At 70.5% G+C, this 22,557-nt stretch carries 17 protein-coding genes and 1 pseudogene; 13 read left to right on the forward strand and 5 right to left on the reverse strand.

Going from position 1 to position 22,557, the window contains the following annotated elements; genetic code table 11:
* Positions 1-9: 9 nt before the first annotated feature.
* Positions 10-1,182 (reverse strand): saccharopine dehydrogenase family protein, encoded by a 1,173-nt coding sequence (locus ACFVXA_RS23595; protein WP_383905248.1) that lies wholly within the window; start codon positions 1,180-1,182, stop codon positions 10-12.
* 103 nt (positions 1,183-1,285) lie between these two features.
* Here ACFVXA_RS23595 and ACFVXA_RS23600 point away from each other — a divergent pair, with 103 nt between their 5' ends.
* The 6 genes and pseudogenes from ACFVXA_RS23600 to ACFVXA_RS23625 all read left to right on the forward strand — a co-directional run bounded on the left by ACFVXA_RS23600 (position 1,286) and on the right by ACFVXA_RS23625 (position 8,886).
* Positions 1,286-1,687 (forward strand): MmcQ/YjbR family DNA-binding protein, encoded by a 402-nt coding sequence (locus ACFVXA_RS23600; protein WP_383905246.1) that lies wholly within the window; start codon positions 1,286-1,288, stop codon positions 1,685-1,687.
* Positions 1,688-1,829: 142 nt separating this feature from the next.
* A pseudogene (locus ACFVXA_RS23605) lies at positions 1,830-2,957 on the forward strand (CaiB/BaiF CoA transferase family protein); the annotation flags it as partial.
* Positions 2,958-3,184: 227 nt separating this feature from the next.
* Positions 3,185-4,198 (forward strand): LLM class F420-dependent oxidoreductase, encoded by a 1,014-nt coding sequence (locus tag ACFVXA_RS23610; protein ID WP_383738473.1) that lies wholly within the window; start codon positions 3,185-3,187, stop codon positions 4,196-4,198.
* Between the two features lie 41 nt (positions 4,199-4,239).
* Positions 4,240-5,382 carry an acyl-CoA dehydrogenase family protein gene (locus tag ACFVXA_RS23615; RefSeq protein WP_390026393.1) on the forward strand — a complete coding sequence of 381 codons (1,143 nt, stop codon included), beginning with the start codon at positions 4,240-4,242 and terminating at the stop codon, positions 5,380-5,382.
* 39 nt (positions 5,383-5,421) lie between these two features.
* Positions 5,422-6,636: an acetyl-CoA C-acetyltransferase gene (locus tag ACFVXA_RS23620; protein WP_383738468.1), complete on the forward strand. Its 1,215-nt coding sequence runs from the start codon at positions 5,422-5,424 to the stop codon at positions 6,634-6,636.
* A 57-nt stretch (positions 6,637-6,693) separates the two neighbouring features.
* Positions 6,694-8,886, forward strand: coding sequence for a 3-hydroxyacyl-CoA dehydrogenase NAD-binding domain-containing protein (locus ACFVXA_RS23625; RefSeq protein ID WP_390026395.1), 2,193 nt, complete (start codon positions 6,694-6,696; stop codon positions 8,884-8,886).
* 18 nt (positions 8,887-8,904) lie between these two features.
* Here ACFVXA_RS23625 and ACFVXA_RS23630 read toward each other — a convergent pair whose 3' ends face one another.
* Positions 8,905-9,147: a hypothetical protein gene (locus ACFVXA_RS23630; protein ID WP_390026397.1), complete on the reverse strand. Its 243-nt coding sequence runs from the start codon at positions 9,145-9,147 to the stop codon at positions 8,905-8,907.
* Positions 9,148-9,250: 103 nt separating this feature from the next.
* Entirely contained in the window at positions 9,251-9,952 is a 702-nt protein-coding gene (locus ACFVXA_RS23635) for a MerR family transcriptional regulator (protein ID WP_383905237.1), read from the reverse strand.
* Between the two features lie 484 nt (positions 9,953-10,436).
* On the opposite strand from ACFVXA_RS23635, the gene ACFVXA_RS23640 reads away from it, so the two are divergent.
* The 3 genes from ACFVXA_RS23640 (at position 10,437) to ACFVXA_RS23650 (ending at position 13,678) form a co-directional block, all read left to right on the forward strand.
* Positions 10,437-11,903, forward strand: a complete 1,467-nt coding sequence (locus ACFVXA_RS23640) for an amino acid permease (RefSeq protein ID WP_362020166.1) — start codon at positions 10,437-10,439, stop codon at positions 11,901-11,903.
* 43 nt (positions 11,904-11,946) lie between these two features.
* Positions 11,947-12,426, forward strand: a complete 480-nt coding sequence (locus tag ACFVXA_RS23645) for a macro domain-containing protein (RefSeq protein ID WP_362020169.1) — start codon at positions 11,947-11,949, stop codon at positions 12,424-12,426.
* A gap of 328 nt (positions 12,427-12,754) precedes the next feature.
* On the forward strand, positions 12,755-13,678 hold the full coding sequence (locus ACFVXA_RS23650; protein ID WP_390026399.1) for an adenosine kinase: 924 nt from the start codon (positions 12,755-12,757) through the stop codon (positions 13,676-13,678).
* Between the two features lie 30 nt (positions 13,679-13,708).
* Here ACFVXA_RS23650 and ACFVXA_RS23655 read toward each other — a convergent pair whose 3' ends face one another.
* Positions 13,709-15,199, reverse strand: a complete 1,491-nt coding sequence (locus ACFVXA_RS23655; protein WP_362020175.1) for a M1 family metallopeptidase — start codon at positions 15,197-15,199, stop codon at positions 13,709-13,711.
* 239 nt (positions 15,200-15,438) lie between these two features.
* Here ACFVXA_RS23655 and ACFVXA_RS23660 point away from each other — a divergent pair, with 239 nt between their 5' ends.
* Together ACFVXA_RS23660 and ACFVXA_RS23665 are read left to right on the forward strand one after the other, a co-directional pair.
* Positions 15,439-17,397: a Xaa-Pro dipeptidyl-peptidase gene (locus ACFVXA_RS23660; protein ID WP_390026401.1), complete on the forward strand. Its 1,959-nt coding sequence runs from the start codon at positions 15,439-15,441 to the stop codon at positions 17,395-17,397.
* The gene (locus tag ACFVXA_RS23665) at positions 17,394-18,680 is read left to right on the forward strand and encodes a M14 family metallocarboxypeptidase (protein ID WP_390026404.1); all 1,287 of its coding nucleotides are present in this window, start codon (positions 17,394-17,396) and stop codon (positions 18,678-18,680) included. Before ACFVXA_RS23660 ends, ACFVXA_RS23665 begins: the two co-directional genes overlap by 4 nt.
* 49 nt (positions 18,681-18,729) lie before the next feature.
* On the opposite strand, the gene ACFVXA_RS23670 is transcribed toward ACFVXA_RS23665, so the two are convergent.
* A complete protein-coding gene (locus tag ACFVXA_RS23670) occupies positions 18,730-19,695 on the reverse strand; it encodes an FAD-dependent oxidoreductase (RefSeq protein WP_362020180.1) in 966 nt (321 codons plus the stop codon).
* Positions 19,696-19,761: 66 nt separating this feature from the next.
* Here ACFVXA_RS23670 and ACFVXA_RS23675 point away from each other — a divergent pair, with 66 nt between their 5' ends.
* Both ACFVXA_RS23675 and ACFVXA_RS23680 read left to right on the forward strand, forming a co-directional pair.
* Complete coding sequence (locus tag ACFVXA_RS23675) at positions 19,762-20,781, forward strand: oxidoreductase (protein WP_362020183.1); 1,020 nt, start codon at positions 19,762-19,764, stop codon at positions 20,779-20,781.
* Between the two features lie 61 nt (positions 20,782-20,842).
* Entirely contained in the window at positions 20,843-22,489 is a 1,647-nt protein-coding gene (locus tag ACFVXA_RS23680; protein WP_383738446.1) for an ABC-F family ATP-binding cassette domain-containing protein, read from the forward strand.
* The last annotated feature ends 68 nt before the right edge of the window (positions 22,490-22,557 follow it).

Raw genomic sequence — 22,557 nt, forward strand, 5'->3', positions numbered from 1 at the left:
TCGCCCCCACTAGAGAGTGGCCGCGACGCGGAAGGTTATCCCGGCCTCGCGGAGACGTTCCGTCAGGGCGTCGCCCATCGCCACCGCCGGCGTGACCTGCCCGGACGTCTTCGGCAGGTCGTCGAAGGCGAGGGACAGCGCGGACTCCGCGAGCATCTTGGCGGTCTCGTCGTAGCCCGGGTCGCCGCCCGAGACCTCGGTGAAGACGCGCCGCCCGCCGCCCTCGCCCACGAACCGCACCGAGAACCAGCTCTTCGCCCGCCGCGAGGCACTCGGCCCGTCCCCGGGCTTGAAACGGTCGGACAACCAGCGGCGTGCGGGCGGCAGTTGGGCCGCCGCGAAGACCGCGCTCACCGCCGCGACCCCGCCCACCACGAACGGCAGCCGCTCGACGGCCGCGTAGTGGCGATAGCGGAAGTCCGGCCCGTACCGCTCCAGGGCGCGCGCGGACCGCTGCACCACCTGGGCGTCGATCGTGGGCAGCGGCAGCGCCCAGGCCCCGACCTCCTTGGCGAACCGCGGAGCGCCCAGCGGCGCCTGTGCCCGCCGTCCCACCAGGCGTGGCTCGTGGCGCTTACGGTCCTGCGCCGCGGCGAGCATGTGCCGTCCGCGCGCGAACTGGTTGAGTGCCGAGGCGAAGGTGCCGCCCGAGATCATCGCCTGGGTGCGGACGAATCCGTCGACCCGTAGCGGTACGCCCTCGGGGAGCTGCCGCACGGTGAAGTACGCGCCCAGGTCGTGCGGGATCGAGTCGAAGCCGCAGGCATGCACGAGCCGCGCCCCCGTCTCCCGCGCGCGGGCGTCGTGCCGGACGTACATCAGATCCACGAACTCCGGCTCACCGGTGAGGTCGACGTAGTCCGTTCCGGCGTCCGCGCAGGCGGCCACCAGCTCCTCGCCGTAGGTGACATACGGTCCGACCGTCGTGGCCACCACGCGCGCGTGCCGGGCGAGTTCGCGCAGCGACTCCGGATCGGTCACATCCGCATGGAGTACACCCGGGGCGCCGGAAAGCCGCTCCCGCAGCCGCTCCAGCTTCTCCGTGCTGCGTCCCGCGATCGCCCAGCGCAGCCCTTCTGGCGCGTGTGTGGCGAGGTATTCGGCGGTGAGCGTCCCTACGAACCCCGTGGCTCCGAAGAGCACGATGTCGTACGTACGATCCGTCCCGGTCAGCCTGCTCATGACACCTCTCAGCTCCGCGCGAAGCGCCGTTGTCGGTGGCTGAGGCTAGCGTGAGGGACGAGCAACCGAACGACGAGGTCGGACGAAGAGGTCGGAGGCAGCCGTGGCCGTGCCGCAGAACGCCCTGAAAAAGTGGGAGAAGGTGCGCGAGTTCGCCCTCGGCCTGCCCGGCGCCGCGGAGGAATTCCCCTGGGGCGAGAGCGTCGCGAAGGTCAACGGGAAGGTGTTCGTCTTCCTCGGAGTCGACGACGGCAGCTGTCCGCTGGGTGTCACCCTGAAGCTCAAGGACGACGCCGCGCACGCCCACGCCCTCACCGCACCGGGCGCCGAGGCCGCCGGATATGGCCTCGGCAGGGCCGGCTGGGTGCGCATACCCCTGGACGAGCGAGGTGCTCCGGCCGCGGAGCTGCTGTGCGACTGGGTCGCGGAGAGCTACCGGACGATCGCGCCGAAGAAGCTGATCGCCGAGTTGGACGAGCTCATCGCCGACTTGGGCGAGCGCTGACACACCCCGTTTTGTGCCATCTCGCCATGATGTGCACTCGGGAATTTAACTAAGCGCTTGCTCGTTCAGGGCTTGCCCGACATGGAACACGTTCTTAACATCGCTGATGTCACATCAGTAGTGTCACAGTGCTGGGGGCTTGATGGCAGTGGCAGGGACGCCAGGGCACGGCCCGCTCGCCGGGGTGCGCGTCGTCGAGCTGGCGGGCATCGGCCCGGGACCGTTCGCGGCCATGCTCCTCGCCGACCTCGGCGCGGACGTCGTCCGCGTGGACCGTCCCGGTGGCGCCGGGCTCGCGATCGATCCGGAGTACGACGTCACCAACCGCAACAAGCGCTCCGTGATCATCGATCTGAAGACCGAGGACGGTCCGTCCCAGGTCCTCGACCTGGTCGAGCGCGCCGACGTCCTCATCGAGGGCTACCGCCCCGGCGTCGCCGAGCGCCTCGGCGTGGGCCCCGAGACCTGCCACGCCCGCAACCCGAAGCTCGTCTACGGGCGGATGACCGGCTGGGGCCAGGAGGGCCCGCTCGCCCAGCGCGCCGGGCACGACATCGCGTACATCGCGCTGACCGGCACCCTCGGCATGATCGGCAGGCCGGACGAGCCGCCCACGGTGCCCGCGAACCTCGTCGGTGACTACGCGGGCGGCTCGCTCTATCTCGTCGTCGGCGTCCTCGCCGCGCTCCACCACGCGCGCGCCACCGGCGTCGGACAGGTGGTGGACGCGGCCATCGTCGACGGCGCCGCGCACCTCGCCGCGATGATCCACGGCATGCTCGCCGCGGGCGGCTGGCAGGACCGGCGCGGCGCCAACCTCCTGGACGGCGGCTGCCCGTACTACGGGACGTACGAGACGGCCGACGGGCAGTTCATGGCGGTGGGCGCCCTGGAGCAGCGGTTCTACGACGAGTTCGCCGACCTGCTCGGCCTCGGGGAACTGGCCTCGGCCCGCAAGGACCTGGCCCGCTGGGGCGAGCTGCGCGAGATGGTGGCCGCCCGCTTCAAGACCCGTACGAGGGAGGAGTGGACCGCGGTCTTCGAGGGCACCGACGCGTGCGTGGCCCCCGTCCTGTCGCTGCGCGAGGCGCCCGCCCATCCTCACCTCGCCGCCCGGGGCACCTTCGTCGACCACGGCGGCATCACCCAGCCGGCCCCCGCGCCCCGCTTCTCCGTCACCCACACCGCCGTCCGCGGTGGTCCCGCGCAGCCGGGTGCCGACACAGTGGAGGTGGCCCGCGACTGGGACGTACCCCACCTGCTGAAGGGCAGCGACCCGTTGAACAACGGCGAAATCGACGGCGAAATCGACGGCGAAATCGACGGCGAAATCGACGGCGAAATCGATGGCGCAAGCGATGGCGAAAGCCACGGCGCAGTGGTGCACGACAGCGGATCGGTGAAAGGCAGCGACCCGGTGAAGGACAGCGATCCGATGAAGGACGACCTGATGAAAGGCGGCCTGATGAAGGACGGCCTGATGAAGGACGGCGACTGATGCAGCTCTCCCTCCCGCTCGACTACGCGGGCGACCCCCGGCAGGCCGCCGACGACGTCGCCGCCCTGGAGTCCGCGGGCCTGGACGCCGTCTGGGTGGCCGAGGCCTACGGCTTCGACTCGCCCACGATCATGGGCTATCTGGCCGCCCGCACCGAACGGATGAAGATCGGCGCCGCGATCCTCAACGTCTACTCGCGCACCCCCGCGCTGATCGCTCAGACGGCCGCCGGACTCGACGCGATCTCGGGAGGCCGCGCCCTCATCGGCCTCGGCGCCTCCGGCCCGCAGGTCGTCGAGGGGTGGCACGGGAAGGCATACGACAAGCCACTCGGTCGTACCCGCGAGACCATCGAACTGACCCGCCGCATCCTGCGCCGCGAGGTCATCGACCACCACGGCATCACCGACATGCCCCGCCCCGGCGGCCTGGGCAAGCCCCTGAAGATCCTCACCAAGCCCCTACGCCCCGAAGTGCCCCTGTACGTCGCCTCGCTGGGCCCCGCCAACGTCCGGATGACCGCCGAACTCGCCGACGGCTGGCTGCCCACCCTGTTCATCCCGGAGAAGGCCCGGCAGGTGTGGGGCGCGCCCCTCGCGGAGGGCGCAGCGCGCCGGGACCCGACACTCGGCCCGCTGCAGACCGTCGCGGGCGGACTGCTCGCCATCGGCGAGGACGCGGCGGCCGCACGCGACCTCGCCCGGCCCAGAATCGCCCTCTACGTAGGAGGCATGGGCGCCCCCGGCAAGAACTTCTACAACGACCTGGCGGTGGCCTACGGCTACGAGAAGGAAGCCCGGCTCATCCAGGAGCTGTACCTCTCCGGGAGGAAGAGGGAGGCCGAGGCCGCCGTGCCGGACGAGTTCTGCGAGCTCATGTCGCTGTGCGGGCCGCAGAGCTATGTCCGCGAGCGTGTCGAGGCCTTCCGCGAGGCCGGCGTGACGATGCTCAACGTCATACCCGTCGGACCTGAACCGGCCAGGCTCGTCGAAACCGTCAAGGGCTGGCTCTAGGAAGGCGTTGCCCGCATGTACTCCAGGAGGGCGTTTCCCGCATGAAGCGGCAGATCTTCACCGCCGAGCACGACGCGTTCCGCGAGATCGTGCGCACCTTCCTCGCCAAGGAGGTGCTGCCCCACTACGAGCAGTGGGAGAAGGACGGCATCGTCTCGCGTGAGGCCTGGCGGGCGGCCGGGAGACGGGGCCTGCTCGGCCTCGCCGTGCCCGAGGAGTACGGAGGCGGCGGCGACACCGACTTCCGCTACAGCGCCGTCCTCGCCGAGGAGTTCACGCGCGCGGGTGCCGCCGGGCTCGCGCTCGGGCTGCACAACGACATCATCGGGCCGTATCTGACGGGCCTCGCCACCGAGGAGCAGAAGCGGCGCTGGCTGCCCGGCTTCTGCGACGGCTCGCTGATCACGGCGATCGCGATGACCGAGCCCGGCGCGGGCTCCGACCTCCAGGGCATCACGACGCACGCCGAGGACCGCGGCGACCACTGGCTCCTCAACGGCTCCAAGACCTTCATCTCCAACGGCATCCTGGCCGACCTGGTGATCGTGGTCGCCAGGACGACACCCGAAGGCGGTGCCCGCGGACTCTCCCTGCTGGTCGTCGAGCGCGGCATGGAGGGCTTCGAGCGCGGTCGCAACCTCGACAAGATCGGTCAGAAGGCCCAGGACACCGCCGAGTTGTTCTTCCACGACGTACGCGTCCCCAAGGAGAACCTGCTCGGCGAGCCGAACGGCGCCTTCGTCCACCTCATGACGAACCTTGCGCAGGAACGCATGGGCATCGCCGTGGCCGGGATCGCGGCCGCCGAGTACCTGCTGGAGATCACCACCGAGTACGTCAAGGAGCGCGAGGCGTTCGGGCGGCCGCTCGCCAAGCTCCAGCACATCCGCTTCGAGATAGCCGAGATGGCCACCGAGTGCGCCGTCACCCGGACTTTCCTCGACCGCTGCATCGTCGATCACTCGAACGGGGAACTCGACGCCGTACACGCCTCGATGGCCAAGTGGTGGGCCACCGAACTGCAGAAGCGGGTCGCCGACCGCTGCCTCCAACTGCACGGCGGCTACGGCTACATGACGGAGTACCGCGTCGCCCGCGCCTTCACCGACGGACGTATCCAGACCATCTACGGCGGGACCACCGAGATCATGAAGGAGATCATCGGCCGTTCCCTGCTCGGCTAGTCCTCCTTGCCCTGCCCACCCTCCCTGAAAGGCTTGTCAGTGAGCACCGAAGCGTACGTGTACGACGCGATCCGCACCCCGCGCGGCCGCGGCAAGGCGAACGGCGCCCTGCACGGCACCAAGCCCATCGACCTGGTCGTCGGGCTCATCCACGAGATCCAGCGCCGCTTCCCGAGCCTGGACCCCGCCGCGATCGACGACATCGTGCTCGGCGTCGTGGGCCCGGTCGGCGACCAGGGCTCCGACATCGCCCGCATCGCCGCGATCGCCGCCGGCCTGCCCGACACGGTGGCCGGCGTCCAGGAGAACCGCTTCTGTGCCTCGGGCCTGGAAGCCGTCAACCTGGCCGCGATGAAGGTCCGCTCCGGCTGGGAGGACCTGGTGCTCGCGGGCGGTGTCGAGTCGATGTCCCGGGTGCCGATGGCCTCGGACGGCGGCGCGTGGTTCGCCGACCCGATGACCAACATGGCCACCAACTTCGTGCCCCAGGGCATCGGCGCCGACCTCATCGCCACCATCGAGGGCTTCTCGCGGCGGGATGTCGACGAGTACGCGGCCCTCTCCCAGGAGCGCGCAGCCGCCGCGTGGAAGGACGGGCGCTTCGACCGGTCCGTCGTCCCGGTGAGGGACCGCAGCGGCCTCGTCGTCCTCGACCACGACGAGCACCTGCGTCCGGGCACCACCGCCGACTCCCTCGCCAAGCTGAAGCCGTCGTTCGCCGACATCGGCGAGCTGGGCGGCTTCGACGCCGTGGCGCTGCAGAAGTACCACTGGGTCGAGGAGATCGATCACGTCCACCACGCGGGCAACTCCTCCGGCATCGTCGACGGCGCGTCGCTCGTCGCCATCGGCTCCAAGGAGGTCGGCGAGCGCCACGGACTCACCCCCCGCGCGCGAATCGTCTCCGCGGCCGTCTCCGGATCCGAGCCCACCATCATGCTCACCGGCCCGGCGCCCGCGACCCGCAAGGCGCTCGCCAAGGCCGGACTCACCATCGACGACATCGACCTCGTCGAGATCAACGAGGCCTTCGCGGCCGTCGTCCTGCGCTTCGTGCGGGACATGGGCCTGTCCCTGGACAAGGTCAACGTCAACGGCGGCGCGATCGCGCTCGGCCACCCGCTCGGTGCCACCGGCGCGATGATCCTCGGCACCCTCGTCGACGAACTGGAGCGCCAGGACAAGCGCTACGGCCTCGCCACGCTGTGCGTGGGCGGCGGCATGGGCATCGCGACCATCGTCGAGCGCCTGTAACTCCCCGGCGGACCCCCCGACTTCCACGGCTACACGGCTTCTACGGAGACCCTCCTCATGACCGAGAGCACCACCATCCGCTGGGAACAGGACGAGACCGGCGTCGTCACCCTCGTCCTCGACGACCCCAACCAGTCGGCCAACACCATGAACCAGGCCTTCAAGGACTCGATCGCGGCGATCGCCGAACGCGCCGAGGCCGAGAAGGACTCCATCCGCGGCATCATCTACACCTCCGCCAAGAAGACCTTCTTCGCGGGCGGCGACCTGAAGGACATGATCCAGGCCGGCCCGGAGAACGCCCAGCAGGCCTTCGACACCGGCACGGCCATCAAGTCCGCGCTGCGCCGCATCGAGACCCTCGGCAAGCCCGTCGTCGCCGCCATCAACGGCGCGGCGCTCGGCGGCGGTTACGAGATCGCCCTCGCCTCCCACCACCGCATCGCCCTCGACGCGCCCGGCTCCAAGATCGGCCTGCCCGAGGTCACTCTCGGCCTGCTGCCCGCCGGCGGCGGCGTCACCCGCACCGTCCGCCTCATGGGTATCGCCGACGCTCTGCTGAAGGTGCTGCTCCAGGGCACCCAGTACGCGCCGCAGCGCGCCCTGGAGAACGGCCTCGTGCACGACCTGGCGACCACCCCCGAGGAGATGCTCGCCAAGGCGCGCGCCTTCATCGACGCGCACCCCGAGTCGCAGCAGCCCTGGGACAAGCCGGGCTACAAGATCCCGGGCGGTACGCCGTCCAACCCGAAGTTCGCCGCCAACTTGCCCGCCTTCCCGGCCAACCTGAAGAAGCAGCTGAACGGCGCCCCCTACCCGGCCCCGCGCAACATCCTCGCGGCGGCCGTCGAGGGCTCCCAGGTCGACTTCGAGACCGCGCTGGTCATCGAGGCGCGCTACTTCACCGAGCTGGTCACCGGGCAGACCGCGAAGAACATGATCCAGGCGTTCTTCTTCGACCTCCAGGCGGTCAACTCCGGCGCCAACCGGCCTCAGGGCATCGAGCAGCGCCCGGTCCGCAAGGTCGCCGTCCTCGGCGCCGGGATGATGGGCGCGGGCATCGCCTACTCCTGCGCCCGCGCGGGCATCGACGTCGTCCTGAAGGACGTGTCGGCCGAAGCGGCGGCCAAGGGCAAGGCCTACTCCGAGAAGCTCTGCGCCAAGGCCGTCTCCCGGGGACGTACCACCCAGGAGAAGGCGGACGCGCTGCTTTCCCTCATCACGCCCACCGCCGACCCGAACGACCTGGCCGGCTGCGACGCCGTCATCGAGGCCGTCTTCGAGGACACCGCGCTCAAGCACAAGGTGTTCCAGGAGATCCAGAACATCGTCGAGCCCGACGCGCTGCTGTGCTCCAACACCTCGACCCTGCCGATCACCGTGCTCGCCGAAGGCGTGGACCGGCAGGACGACTTCATCGGACTGCACTTCTTCTCGCCCGTCGACAAGATGCCGCTCGTCGAGATCATCAAGGGCGAGCGGACCGGTGACGAGGCGCTGGCGCGCGCCTTCGACCTGGTACGGCAGATCAAGAAGACCCCGATCGTCGTCAACGACTCGCGCGGCTTCTTCACCTCGCGTGTCATCGGGCACTTCATCAACGAGGGCGTCGCCATGGTCGGCGAGGGCATCGAGCCCGCGTCCGTCGAGCAGGCCGCCGCCCAGGCCGGGTACCCGGCCAAGGTGCTGTCCCTCATGGACGAGCTCACGCTCACCCTGCCGCGCAAGATCCGCAAGGAGTCGAAGCAGGCCGTCGAGGAGGCGGGCGGCACCTGGCGGACGCACCCGGCCGAGGCGGTCATCGACCGCATGGTCGACGAGTTCGGCCGCACCGGGCGCAGCGGCGGAGCGGGCTTCTACGAGTACGGCGAGGACGGCAAGCGCGGCCGGCTGTGGCCGGGCCTGCGCGAGCACTTCACCAAGCCGGGCCACGAGATCCCGTTCCAGGACATGCAGGAGCGGATGCTCTTCTCCGAGGCGCTGGACACCGTCCGGCTCCTGGAGGAAGGCGTGCTGACCTCGGTCGCGGACGCCAACATCGGGTCCATCTTCGGGATCGGCTTCCCGGGCTGGACCGGCGGTGTGCTCCAGTACATCAACGGGTACGACGGCTACGGCGGGGCAGGTGCCGGGCTGCCCGGGTTCGTGGCACGCGCGCGTGAGCTCGCCGAGCGCTACGGGGAGCGGTTCACGCCGCCCGCGCTGCTCGTCGAGAAGGCGGAGAAGGGCGAGAGGTTCAGCGACAAGTAGGGCGCGGCACGCGGGGGGTCATGCGACACGTGACGTATCGCTGAGTGGGATGCGGGGCTTGCTCCGCCGGGGCGAGGACCGGACGCTGACCTGCGAACCGGTCCTCGTCCCGCCGCCCTCCAGCTGCTCGGACGACTCGCCGCCCTCCAGGTGTTCCGACCGCTCGCCGCCCTCCTGGTGTTCCGACCGCTCGCCGCCCTCCAGGTGCTCCGACGGCTCGCCACCCTCCGGGAGCTTGGCTTCCTGCCCGGCCGGACCCATGGCGCGACGGCCCCCGCGTCGGCGGCCGGGCGCAAGGTCTCCTGGGGCGGGCGTCCGGGAGCGGCTCGGGACTTTTCCTCGAGCCATGCCGTCCGGTTGAGGCTCAGGACTCCTCCTTGAGCCACTCCCGCAACTCCTCCTTGAGCGACCGCTGGAACGTGGTCAGCAGCGCCTGCACCACCAGCGGCTGCATGTGTGCCGACAGGGACTTCACCGCCGCCACGGACTCGCGCTCGCCCACCGCGTCACGCAGCAGCGTGGACAGCTCATGAGCCGCCGCTCGTGAGTGCTCCAGGAGAACCGTGCGCGCCGCGAGAATCGTCTCGTGCGCGAGCGGTACGTCGAGCAGCTGCACGCCGAGCCGCAGCAGCCCCGGGTCCGCGCGGAAGGAATCCGCGGTCCGCTCGATGACGTTCATCGCGGCGAGCCGGTCCAGGTCCGCGTCGCCCAGGGCGCGCCCGGCCCGCCGCTCCAGCTCCTCGCGCGTCACGTCCTCCGCCGCGTCGGGCGCCCAGGACGCCACCACGGCACGGTGGATGGCGAGGTCGTCGGCGCTCAGGCCGGGCGGCAGCTGCGTCAGATAGCGCTCGATCGCGGCGAGCGTCATGCCCTGGTGCTGCAACTCCTCGATGAGCGCCAGCCGGGCCAGATGCTCCTGGCTGTAGCGGCCCACGCGCCGGGGACCGATCACGGGCGGCGGCAACAGGCCCTTGGTGCTGTAGAAGCGGACCGTACGGACCGTGACGCCCGCCCGCGCGGCCAGCTCGTCGACCGTGAGCGTCGGCTCCTCGGTGTCCGTCGTCATGGCAGGTCCTGTCTCTCCGGGCTGTGCGGCGATCAGATGTCACCGCCGATCCGGTGCAACAGTATTGCTGTCTCACCAGTGTTGTGAAAGCGCCCGGAGCGCTGTGCACCGAGCCGACGGCGCCCGGAGGCGGTCACAGGCCCGGTGCCTTCCGCCTCGGCTCGGTCGGCAGCCGCTGGACAGAGACGGGCGAGCTCACCCCCTCGCTCAAGCTGCGCCGCACGGCGATCCGGGAGCGCTACGGGACGTCATCAAGGAGCTTCACGCCCCGTGATCGGTTGCTATACACCTCGCGATCGGCCCTCGTACAGCCCTTGATCACCATGTGAGATGTGCCGCTATGTGACGAGCGCCACCGCGTGCTGCGTGATCTCTGGGGGAAGGTGGCCCCTTGGTCTGTGCCGCGTCAGGGGTGGTGCGGGCCGAGGCACATCCGGACACCCGTGTACGTCGTGCGCGGGGGCACCAGAGAGTGGATCCACCCGTGAGCAAGGACGCCGTAGACACGGCCAAGGCCCCATCCCGCGCCGACGCGCCCCAGTCACCCGTGGACGCGGGCGACGCCGGGTACAGCAAGGACCTCAAGGCCCGCCACGTCAACATGATCGCGATCGGCGGCGCCATCGGCACCGGCCTCTTCCTGGGCGCCGGCGGCCGCCTCCACAACGCGGGCCCCGCGCTCGCGATCGCCTACCTGGTCTGCGGCGTCTTCGCCTTCTTCGTCGTACGGGCCCTCGGCGAGCTGGTCCTCTACCGGCCCTCCTCCGGGTCCTTCGTGTCGTACGCGCGCGAGTTCCTCGGCGAGAAGGGCGCGTACGTCGCCGGGTGGATGTACTTCCTCAACTGGTCGACGACCGGCATCGCGGACATCACCGCGATCGCGCTCTACACGCACTACTGGAGCCTGTTCACCGACATCCCGCAGTGGACGCTGGCACTGATCGCCCTTGCGGTGGTGCTGGCCGTGAACCTGATCTCGGTGAAGATCTTCGGCGAGATGGAGTTCTGGTTCGCGATCATCAAGGTCGCCACCCTCGTCGGCTTCATGCTGATCGGCATCTTCCTGCTGGCCACCCAGCATGAGGTCGGCGGCAGCACGCCGGGCCTGAGTGCCATCACGGACCACGGCGGGATCCTCCCGCACGGGATGATGCCCGTCGTCCTGGTCATGCAGGGCGTGATCTTCGCGTACGCGGCCCTGGAGCTGGTCGGCGTCGCCGCGGGGGAGACCGCGGAGCCGGAGAAGGTCGTCCCGCGCGCGGTGAACTCGATCATGTGGCGCGTGGGCCTGTTCTACGTCGGCTCGGTCGTCCTGCTGGCCCTGCTGCTGCCCGGCTCGCTCTACTCGGCCGACCAGAGCCCCTTCGTCACGGTGCTGTCGAAGATCGGCGTCCCGGCGGCCGGTGACGTGATGAACCTGGTCGTCCTGACGGCCGCCATGTCGTCGCTGAACTCAGGCCTGTACTCCACCGGCCGCATCCTGCGCTCCATGGCCATGGCGGGCTCGGCGCCCAAGTTCACCGCGAGGATGAACCGCAGCCAGGTGCCCTACGGCGGCATCCTCCTCACCTGCGCGGTGTGCGTGCTCGGCGTCGTCCTCAACTACCTCATGCCGAGCCAGGCGTTCGAGATCGTCCTGAACGTGGCCTCCCTGGGCATCATCAGCACCTGGGTGATCATCATGATCTGCCACCTGGTGTTCGTCCGCCGCGCCAAGGAGGGGCTGGTGACGCGTCCGTCGTTCCGCCTTCCCGGCAGCCCGGTCACCGAGATCGTCACGATCGCCTTCCTGCTGGCCGTGCTCGGCCTGATGTGGAACGACCCCGAGGTCGGCCGCAAGACACTGCTTCTCATCCCGGTGATAGGGGCGCTGCTGGTCGGCGGCTGGTTCGCGATCCGCCGCAGGGTCTCCCGGGCGGCGGACCAGGAGCTGACCGCCCTCACGAAGTAGCGGCTCAGGGGCCACTGTCAGTGGCAGCGCCTACGGTGGCGTCATGTCGGAGATCACATATGTCCGGGGCGACGCCACCGTTCCGTCGGGCAAGGGCGTCAAGGTGATCGCCCATGTCTGCAACGACATCGGGGGATGGGGAAAGGGCTTCGTCCTAGCCATCTCGCGCCGCTGGCCCGAGCCGGAGGCGGCCTACCGCGCCTGGCACCGGAACCGCGCGCACAACGACTTCGGACTGGGCGCGGCCCAGTTCGTCCAGGTCGACCGGTATGTGTGGGTGGCGAACCTGATAGGGCAGCGCGGCATCCGCAGGGGCAGCAAGGGGATACCGGTGCGCTACGAGGCCATCGACGCGTCGCTCGGGCCGCTGGCCGACAGGGCCGCCGAGCTCGGAGCCTCCGTCCACATGCCCCGCATAGGCTGCGGGCTCGCGGGCGGCACGTGGTCACGCGTGGAGCCGCTCCTCGCGGAGCGGTTGGTGGAGCGCGGGATATCGGTCACGGTGTACGACCACGGGGACTGACCCAGGCTCCCAGTACCCGAACCGCACACCGCGTCCCGACCCCAACGGGCGGGCGGCTGAAAGAAGTTGCGGAAAGATGCGCAAGCACTTGCCGTGCCGGGTGGACCCTGTTTGACTCGCTGCCCGCACTGGAGAGGACTCGCCGCCCGGAGTCGAGGGCGCTCGCTGCCCGGAGCCGGGAGGGCTTGTTGTACGGAGCCGGAGGGACTCGCTGCCCGGAGCCGAGAGGACCTGCCGATCGGAGCTGGGAGGACTCGCTGTCCGGAGCCGAGAGGACCTGCTGTCCGGGGCCGGGAGAACCCGCCGCCCGGAGTCGAGAGGAAGAGCCATGAGCCGAGACATCGACGTCCTCGTCCTCGGAGGCGCGGGCGTGGACACGATCGTGTATGTGCCCGAACTGCCACTCCCGTTGGCCGACAGTTACATGATCAGGCCCGGGATCGAGACCCGCGCGGGCCAGACCGGGGACTTCGTCGCGCTGGGCGTGCACTCCCTCGGCCTGCGTACGCACCACTTCGACCTGATCGGTGACGACCACGAGGGCGACCTGGTCCGCGCACTGCACCGCGACCGGGGCATCCCGCTCACCGACGTCCTCCAGCCCGGCGGCACCAAGCGGGCCGTCAATCTCGTCGGGCCCGACGGGAGGCGGTTGTCCCTGTACGACGAGAGCCGCTCGGGCGAGTCGGACCGGCTGCCCGAGGAGACGGTCCGCGCGCTCGCCGGGGCGAGCCGCCACGCCCATGTCTCCATCACCCACCCGTGCGCCTTCGCACTGCCCGCGCTGCGGGAGGCCGGCCCGACCCTCTCGACCGACCTGCACGACTGGGACGGCGTCAATCCCTACCACGAGCCCTTCGCCTACGCCGCCGACGTCGTGTTCCTGTCCACCACCGCGCTGACCGACCCGGAGCGGACGATGCGGGGGATCGTCGAGCGGGGCCGCGCCGAGGTGGTCGTCGCCACGGCCGGCGCCGAGGGAGCGTATCTGCTGGCCGACGACGAACTCACGCATGTCCCGGCGGTCGCGCCCCGCACACCGGTGGTGGACTCGAACGGCGCCGGTGACGCCTTCGCGTCCGGCTTCCTCTTCGGCTGGCTGGGCGGCGAGCCGGCGCGGCGCTGCGCCCGGTACGGCGCGGTCGCAGGCGCGCACGCCTGCACCGTGCCGTCGACGCGCGCCGAGGCCATCGGCCGCGAGGAACTCCTCGCCCGGGTGGCGGAATTGGAGCCCGAGGTCGCCCGCCCTTGAACGAAGGGCGGGCGACCTCAGGCGTTCGGCTCAGCCGGAGTGAACGGAATCAGTAGCGGCGATCTTCTTCCAGGACTTCGGCTGTGCGGGGACCCCCTTGGCCCGGGCGATCGACGCGCCCTGCGCCGCCGGCGCCCCCGGCTTGGACGGCTGGAACAGCCAGGTGTCGAAGAGCGAGGCGAGCGACTTCCCGGACACCTGCTCGGCGTACTTCTGGAAGTCGCCGACCGACGCGTTGCCGTAGGCGTGGTCCTTCGGCCAGCCCTTCAGGATGGCGAAGAAGGCGTCGTCCCCGACCTCGTTGCGCAACGCCTGGACCGCCAGCGCACCCCGGTCGTAGACCGCGATGTCGAACTGGTTGTCCGGACCGGGGTCGCCGGGCTTGACCGTCCAGAAGGAGTCGTCCGCCGGATGCGAGGCGTACACGTAGTCGGCGAGCTCCTGCGTGGTCCCCTCACCCTCGTGCTCCGACCAGAGCCACTGCGCGTAGCGTGCGAAGCCCTCGTTGATCCAGATGTCCTTCCAGCCCTTCAGCGACACGTCGTCGCCGTACCACTGGTGCGCCAACTCGTGGACGACAACCGAGGTGTTGGAGCCGTTCGCGAACTGCCGCGGGCTGTAGTACACCCGGGTCTGGGTCTCCAGCGCGTACCCGGTGGTGGTGTTCGGGACATAGCCGCCGGCCGAGTTGAAGGGGTACGGCCCGAGGTAGCCGCTCAGCCAGTCGACGATCTCCCCGGTCCGCTCGACGCTCGCCCGCGCGGCCCCGTCGTTGTCTCCGAGGTCCTTGCTGTACGCGTTGATGATCGGGACGCCCGACTGCGACGTGCCGGTCGTGATGTCGAACTTTCCGATCGCCAGCGTCGTGAGATAGGTGGCCTGCGGCTTGTTGGACCGCCAGTTGTAGCGGGTCCAGCCCAGCTTCGAACTCGTCGACTGGAGCGTGCCGTTGGAGATCGCCTGGGTGCCGTCGGGGACGGCCACCGACACGTCGTACGTGGCCTTGTCGAGGGGGTGGTCGTTGCTCGGGTACCACCACCAGGCCGCCTCGGGCTCGTCGGCGGCGACCGCCCCGTCCGGAGTGCGGTGCCAGGTCGAGAAGCCGTACGCGCTCTTCGTGGACGGCACCCCGCTGTAGCGCACGACGACCGTGATCGGCGTGCCCTTGGCGAGCGGCTTCGCCGGGGTGATCTCCAGCTCGTGCTGGCCCGAGGTCGCGAACGACGCCTTCGCGCCGTTGACCCGCACCTCGCTCACATCGAGCAGGAAGTCCAGATCGAACCGCGACAGATCCTGTGTGGTGGTGGCCAGGAGGGTCGCCGTGCCCTCCAGCTCATCGGTCGCCGGCTGGTACGTGAGCCGCAGGTCGTAGTGCGAGACGTCGTATCCGCCGTTGCCGTAGGCCGGGTAGTAGGGGTCGCCGATGCCCGGCGCCCCGGGAGAGTAACTGGCCGCCGATGCCGGGATCGCCAGCAGCAGGGAGGCCACGAGCGCGCCCGGGGCGATGAGTCTGCGGTGCACGTCAAGCTCCAAGTCGTAGAGGCATGAAGTCCTTCCGGAGCCTATTCAGTCCCTGTCGCCCCGGTCATGTCCACGGCCACTCCTGTCACACGATCGCCATTCGGCCGACATGAGTGATCCAGCCCCATGCGCCTTTCCGCGAGTGATCGGGCCCCACCCCCCGTTTGTGACCGATCGAACCCCACGGGCCTTTCACAGACCCTCTTTTGTACGGGAGTTGACCGGGGTACGTTCCGCGCATGCCGATACCAGCGCGCCGCATGCGCTTCATGACCTGGAGATCGCTCGCGACGGCGGCCACAGCCGCCCTGATGGCCGCCTTCCTCACCCCCGTCGCCGCACACGGCGCCCCGCGGGAGAGCACCCCGGTCTACTCGTACGACAACGCGATACGGGAGTCCGTCTGGGTGGACACCGGTCTCGACGGCGACAGCGACGGAAAGACCGACCGCGTCGCCGTCGACATCGTCCGGCCCCGCGAACCCGCCCAGCAGGGCCGCAAGATACCCGTGATCATGGACGCCAGCCCGTACTACTCCTGCTGCGGGCGCGGCAACGAGAGCCAGAAGAAGACGTACGACGCGAACGGCAACGTCGTCCAGATGCCGCTGTTCTACGACAACTACTTCGTGCCGCGTGGCTACGCCTTCGTCGGCGTCGACCTGGCCGGAACCAATCGCTCCGACGGCTGTGTGGATGTCGGCGGCCGCTCCGACATCCAGTCCGCGAAGGCCGTGATCGACTGGCTGAACGGCCGGGCCAAGGGCTACACCAGCCGCACCGGCACCACCTCCGCCAAGGCGAGCTGGACCAATGGCAGGACCGGCATGATCGGCAAGAGCTGGGACGGCACCATCGCCAACGGCGTCGCGGCCACCGGCGTCAAGGGCCTGAAGACCATCGTGCCGATCAGCGCCATCTCCTCGTGGTACGACTACTACTTCGCCAAGGGCGCCCCCCTCTACGACTCCGGTCCCGACTGGCTCTCCGACTACGTCGACAGCCCCGACGCCCGCGCCAAGTGCGCCGCCGTCCAGCAGAAGCTCGTCGACGAGGCGCCGCGCACCGGCGACTGGACGTCGCTGTGGACCGAGCGCGACTACGTGAAGGACGCGAGCAAAGTCAGGGCGAGCGTGTTCCTGGTCCACGGGATGCAGGACCTCAACGTCCGCACCAAGAACTACGGTCAGTGGTGGGACGCCCTGGCCAAGCACGGCGTCGAGCGCAAGATCTGGCTCTCCCAGACGGGTCATGTCGACCCCTTCGACTTCCGCCGCTCCGCCTGGGTCGACACCCTGCACCGCTGGTTCGACCACGAACTCCTCGGCTACGACAACGGCATCGACGACGAGCCCATGGCCGACATCGAGCGCCACCCCGACCAGTGGGTCACCTCCAGCGTCTGGCCGCCCCGCTCCACCGCGACGACGACCCTCCGCCCGGCCACGGGCCTCCAGGCCGGCGTCGGCACCCTCGGCCTCCGTACCGCCTCCGGAACCGAGACGTTCACCGACAATCCGCAGCTGAGCGAGACCGACTGGGCCGCGCACATCGACCAGTCCACCTCCGAGAAGGCCGGTTTCGTCACCAAGCCACTGACCAAGGACCTGCGCCTGTCCGGCTCCTCCAAGGTGACGGTGACCGCCACCCCGACGACCTCAACGGCCCACCTGTCCGCGGTACTTGTCGACCTCGGCCCGGACACCATCCGCGACTACGCCGCCGGCGGCGAGGGCATCACCACGGGCACCGACCGCACCTGCTGGGGCCCGAGCACGACGGGCGACAGCTCCTGCTACAAGGTCACGCAGGCGAAGAAGACCGCCGCCGACTACACCGTCTTCAGCCGCGGCTGGGCCGACCTCGGCAACTACGCCTCGGACAAGGGCGTCCCGCTCACCCCGGGCAAGGCGTACACGATCACGCTCGACCTGGCCGCGAGCGACCATGTCGTCCCGGCCGGCCACCGGCTCGCGTTGATCGTCGCGGGCACCGACAAGGACCTCATCGACCCGCCGTCCAGCACTCCGACGCTCAAGCTCGACCTGTCCCGCACGTCGGCGCGTGTCCCGCTGGTCGGAGGCGCCGAGGCCTTCGCGAGGGCGACGGCGGGTGCCGCCGCGGCGCCGAACGCGGGCGTCCTCGACGGCGTACAGGCGCCGCGTACCGCCCACCGGATCCCGGGGGAGACCCGTTGACCTTCTTACGCATCCGCGCCTTGGCCGTGGCGGTCACCGCCACGGCCCTGGCCGGGCCCCTGCTGACGGCACCGGCGTACGCGACGGACACCCCGCCGCGTACCGGGTTCGAGCGGACCGACGGAGCACGCTGGACCACCCAGCCCGAGGAACAGGGCTTCCTGGCCGCCGTCGACAAGGCGAGCGACAGGGTGTCCGTGTCCCGCATCGGCACCACGGAACAGGGCCGCCCGCTCCAACTGGTCCGGATCGGCGCCCACCGCACGGCCACCACCACCGTGCTCCTGGTGTGCAGCCAGCACGGCGACGAACCGTCCGGCCGCGAGGCCTGCCTCACGACGATCCGCGACCTGGCGTACACGAAGGACAAGCGGACCCGGCGGTTGCTGACGTCCACCACCGTCCTCGTCGTCCCCACCGCCAACCCCGACGGCCGGGCCGCCGACACCCGCGAGAACAGCGACGGCGTCGACATCAACCGCGACCACCTCGCCCTCAGAACGGCCGAGGCCCGGGCGATGGCCACGGTGCTGCGCGACCGCACACCCGACGTCGTCTACGACCTGCACGAGTACGGGGCCACGCCCAAGTACTACGACAAGGACCTCTTCGACCTCTGGCCGCGCAACCTCAACACGGACACGGCCGTGCACGACGAGGCCGAGAGCCTGTCGCAGGACTACGTACGCCCCGCCGCCGGCGAAGCCGGGTACTCGACGGGCACGTACGGCATCTGGACCGACCCCGTGACCGGCGATCCCGTCAAACAGACCGCGGGCGACGGACAGGAACGCATCCTGCGGAACATGTCGGGCGTCAAACACTCCGTCGGGCTGCTCATCGAGAGCCGCGTCGATCCCCTCACGGACGCCGAGAAGGCGGACGCGTCCTTGAACAACCGGCGTCGCGTGCACTCCCAACTGTCCGCGCTCGGTGGCCTGTTCGGCTTCGCCGACGAGCACGGCGGACGGGTCGCGGCGGCCACCGGCGCGGCCCGGCTCGCCGGCTACCGCGACACCGGCCCGGTCTACCTCGCAGGCGCCGACAACGACCCGGCCGAACCCGCCGAGGTGATCCAGGACCCGCCCTGCGGCTACCGGCTCACCGCGGACCAGTACGCCGACGTGCGCGACGAACTCTCCCTGCACGGCGTGCGGGTACGACCGGGCGGCGACGGCGTCCTCGTACCCCTGCGCCAGTCACTGCGCGCCCTGGTCCCGCTGCTCCTGGACGAGCGCGCGCCGTACCACCTCGCGGCCGGGGAACCGGCGACGGCCTGCTGAGCACGGTCCTCAGGTCTTCAGGCCCTCAGGTCTTCAGGCCCTCAGGTTCTCAGGCGGAGGCGGTCGGGTGCGTGAGCCCGGCCGCCTCCCTTGCGCAGCCCCACGCCACCGTGACACCCCCACCGCCATGGCCGTAGTTGTGCACCGACACCCGCCCGTCCGGCAGCACTTCGCGCTCCAGCCGGACCGTGTCACGCACCGGCCGCAGTCCCACCCGATGGTCGAGCACACGCGCCCCGGCGATCTCGGGACGCAGTGCCGCACACCGCTCGACGATCTCCGCCGCCACCGCGGGGTCGGGCGTCAGCGACCAGTCGTCCTCGTCCGTCGTGCCGCCCAGGACCAGCCGGTCCGGGTGCGGGAAGACGTACGTGGTCGTCCCGGCGACCGCGTCGGTCGACACGAGATACGTGCGGAGGCCGGGGTTCTCCACGATCACCAGCTGCCCGCGCACGGGCCGTACGGCCGGATCGGCCACGAGCTCGCGGGCGCCGAGCCCCGTGCAGTTGACGACGACCGGCGCCTCGGCCTGCGCGAGGTCCGTCACGGTGCGCTCCTCGATCGTCCCGCCCGCCTTGCGGAACCGCTCCCGCAGCCACCCCAGATGGACCGGCATGTCGACCAGCGGCAGCCGCGCCCACAGCCCCGTCCCCGCGTACTCCTCGGCCGTCGCCGCGCGCAGTCCCGGCACCCGGGCGGCGACCCACGAGGTCTCCTCGTCCAGCCGGGTCTCGCCCTGTACACCCTCGACCATGCGTACGCCCGTCTCCTCGGGCCGCGCCGCCAACTCCTCGTACACGGAGAGTGAGGCGAGGGCCCACGTGCGGGCGAGCGCCTTCGGCTCGACGCGGTAGGGCCACCACAGCGCGCCCGCAACCGCCGAGGTGGTCCGCTCGGCGGGCTCCCGCGCCCATACCCGCACCCGGCTGCCGCTCTCGGCGAGGACAACGGCCGTCGTCAGGCCTATGACACCGCTGCCGACCACGATCACTTCACCGTCGCGAGCGCTCTCCATGCGGGGACGGTAGCGGAATCTGTCATGCCGTGCTCACATCACTCTCAGTCTGGGGATACTCACAGCATGTCTGCCGAGTACGCGACCTTCGGCCTGGCACCGGCGATGCGTGCCGGTGGAGTCCTCGCCAACGGTGACTACCAGGTGCACCGGGACTTCGTCGACTTCATCGTCGACGGGCGCCCGCTGCTGTTCCAGCTCTCCGACCTCGACGCGGTGTCCCCGCTCGCCTCCGACGTGCCGCCCGCGATCTTCACCGCCCAGGTGCGCGGCCTCCTCCTGGAGGCCGAGGCCCCACTCGAAGGCGGCCGGTACGTCATCTACGGCTGCCCCGAGTGCGAGAGCCTCGAATGCGGTGCCGTCACCGCGGCGATCGAGAAGGACGGCGACGACTATGTGTGGCGCGACTTCGCCTGGCAGACCGACGAACGGGCCGACCTGGAGCGCAACGGATACCACGGGATAGGGCCGTTCCGTTTCCACGGCGCCGAGTACCGCAGCGCGCTGAACTCCCTCCTCGACGGCGACTCGGGCCCCCGCCGCCGCGTCCTTCTGATCGGCGCCCGCGTCGCGCTGCTCGCCAAGCTCGCCGCCGCCCTGCGCACCATCGGCATCGGCGCCGACATCGCCCGCGACGCCACCGACGTCCCGGCCGACGAACTGCGTACGTACGGCGCGGTGGCCTTCGGCCGGACCGTCGGCCAGGACGAGCGCGCCGCCGTACGGCAGTCCTTCCAGCGCGCCGGCGTCGAGGTCGCCTACGTCGAGGGTCTGGCCCCGATCATCCCGCTCCTGGTCGCCCAGATCGAGCACGCCCTGGACCGCAGCCCGCAGGAGCTGCGCCGGCTCACCCGGCTGGTCGCCGCCGACGGCGCGGCGGGCATCGAGGTGACCTCCACCTGCCGGGTCCAGCTGACCGCGTACCGCCTGGACCGGCTCTCCCGCACCCAGGCGCACGAGGTCTTCGACGGGATCCTGGAGGCGGGCCGGCACCGGGTCGCGCTGGACGCCAAGGCGGTGAAGGGGGAGTCGTTCATCGTGGCACGGACATCGGGGAGTGTGCTGGTGGAGGCGATGGCCCACTGAGAACGGCCGCCGGAAAGCGGGGCGCGGGGCAGTCGGCCGGGCCGTTAGGATCGGCCTTCTGATGACTGCCACTCTCGTCGCCAAGAATCTCGCCGCCGGCCACGGCGACCGCTCGCTCTTCTCCGGGCTCGACCTCGTCGTCGCGCCCGGCGATGTGATCGGGCTCGTCGGTGCCAACGGCGCGGGCAAGTCCACTCTGCTGCGGCTGCTCGCCGGTCTCCTCACGCCGGAGCAGGGGGAGCTGCGGCTGTCCCCGCCGACCGCGACCGTCGGACATCTTCCGCAGGAGCCGGAGCGGCGGGAGGGCGAGACCGTACGGGAGTTCCTCGCGCGCCGCACGGGAGTGGCCGAGGCCCAGCGGGTGATGGACGAGGCGACGCAGGCACTGGTCGACGGGGCGCCCGGCGCGGACGACGCGTACGCGACCAGCCTGGAGCGCTGGCTCGACCTCGGCGGGGCGGACCTCGACGAGCGGGCCGAGGAGGTCACCGACTCCCTGGGACTCGCCGTCGACCTGGACCAGCCGATGACGTCCCTGTCCGGCGGCCAGGCGGCTCGCGCCGGACTCGCCTCCCTCCTCCTCTCCCGCTACGACGTGTTCCTGCTCGACGAGCCGACGAACGACCTGGACCTGGACGGTCTGGAACGCCTCGAACGCTTCGTGAGCGGCCTGCGCGCCGGGACCGTCGTCGTCAGCCACGACCGCGAGTTCCTGACCCGCACGGTCACCAAGGTGCTCGAACTCGACCTCGCGCAGCAGCAGATCACGCTGTACGGCGGCGGATACGAGGCCTATCTGGAGGAGCGGGACGTGGCGCGCCGGCACGCCCGCGAGGGCTACGAGGAGTACGCCGACAAGCGGTCCGCCCTCGAAGGCCGGGCCCAGATGCAGCGCTCCTGGATGGACAAGGGCGTCAAGAACGCCCGACGCAAGGCGGGCAACGACAATGACAAGATCGGCCGCAAGTTCCGCAGCGAGGCCAGCGAGAAGCAGGCCTCGAAGGCCCGGCAGACCCAGCGCATGATCGAGCGCCTCGACGTCGTCGAGGAGCCGCGCAAGGAGTGGGAGCTGCGCATGGAGATCGCGGCGGCGCCACGGTCCGGTGCGGTCGTCGCCACGCTGCGCGACGCGGAGGTGCGCCGCGGCGCGTACACCTTCGGTCCGGCGACGCTACAGATCGACTGGGCGGACCGGGTCGCGGTGACGGGCGCGAACGGTGCGGGCAAGTCGACCCTCCTGGGCGCGCTGCTCGGCCGGGTCCCCCTGGACGCCGGGCACGCCACCCTCGGCTCCGGCGTGATCGTCGGCGAGGTCGACCAGGCCCGCAAGCTCTTCCTCGGCGCGGAGTCCCTGCTGGACGCGTTCTGCGCGGCGGTCCCGGACACGGAACCGGCCGAAGTCCGCACGCTGCTGGCCAAGTTCGGCCTGAAGTCGCACCACGTCCTGCGCCCGGCGGCGAGCCTCTCCCCGGGCGAACGCACCCGCTCGGCGCTGGCCCTCCTGCAGGGGCGAGGCGTCAACCTCCTGGTCCTCGACGAGCCGACCAACCACCTCGACCTCCCCGCCATCGAGCAACTCGAGTCAGCCCTCGACTCCTACGAAGGCACCCTCCTCCTCGTCACCCACGACCGCCGCATGCTGAACGCGGTCCACACCACCCGCCGCCTGGAGGTAGCAGCCGGCAAGGTGACAGAACTGCCGTCATAGCCACCACAGCCGCGGGCACGTGCGCCGCCAGGGGCGGTGGCCCCCCGCCGTGGCAGCGGGGTTCGGTG

This window comes from Streptomyces sp. NPDC058246, from assembly GCF_042881985.1.
Taxonomy (GTDB): domain Bacteria; phylum Actinomycetota; class Actinomycetes; order Streptomycetales; family Streptomycetaceae; genus Streptomyces.

Coding starts and splice junctions, on each gene's coding strand:
- ACFVXA_RS23595 (WP_383905248.1), bottom strand. CDS start 1,182: ATGAGCAGGCTGACCGGGACGGATCGTACGTACGACATCGTGCTCTTC.
- ACFVXA_RS23610 (WP_383738473.1), top strand. CDS start 3,185: ATGCAGCTCTCCCTCCCGCTCGACTACGCGGGCGACCCCCGGCAGGCC.
- ACFVXA_RS23615 (WP_390026393.1), top strand. CDS start 4,240: ATGAAGCGGCAGATCTTCACCGCCGAGCACGACGCGTTCCGCGAGATC.
- ACFVXA_RS23625 (WP_390026395.1), top strand. CDS start 6,694: ATGACCGAGAGCACCACCATCCGCTGGGAACAGGACGAGACCGGCGTC.
- ACFVXA_RS23630 (WP_390026397.1), bottom strand. CDS start 9,147: ATGGGTCCGGCCGGGCAGGAAGCCAAGCTCCCGGAGGGTGGCGAGCCG.
- ACFVXA_RS23635 (WP_383905237.1), bottom strand. CDS start 9,952: ATGACGACGGACACCGAGGAGCCGACGCTCACGGTCGACGAGCTGGCC.
- ACFVXA_RS23645 (WP_362020169.1), top strand. CDS start 11,947: ATGTCGGAGATCACATATGTCCGGGGCGACGCCACCGTTCCGTCGGGC.
- ACFVXA_RS23650 (WP_390026399.1), top strand. CDS start 12,755: ATGAGCCGAGACATCGACGTCCTCGTCCTCGGAGGCGCGGGCGTGGAC.
- ACFVXA_RS23660 (WP_390026401.1), top strand. CDS start 15,439: ATGCCGATACCAGCGCGCCGCATGCGCTTCATGACCTGGAGATCGCTC.
- ACFVXA_RS23670 (WP_362020180.1), bottom strand. CDS start 19,695: ATGGAGAGCGCTCGCGACGGTGAAGTGATCGTGGTCGGCAGCGGTGTC.
- ACFVXA_RS23675 (WP_362020183.1), top strand. CDS start 19,762: ATGTCTGCCGAGTACGCGACCTTCGGCCTGGCACCGGCGATGCGTGCC.
- ACFVXA_RS23680 (WP_383738446.1), top strand. CDS start 20,843: ATGACTGCCACTCTCGTCGCCAAGAATCTCGCCGCCGGCCACGGCGAC.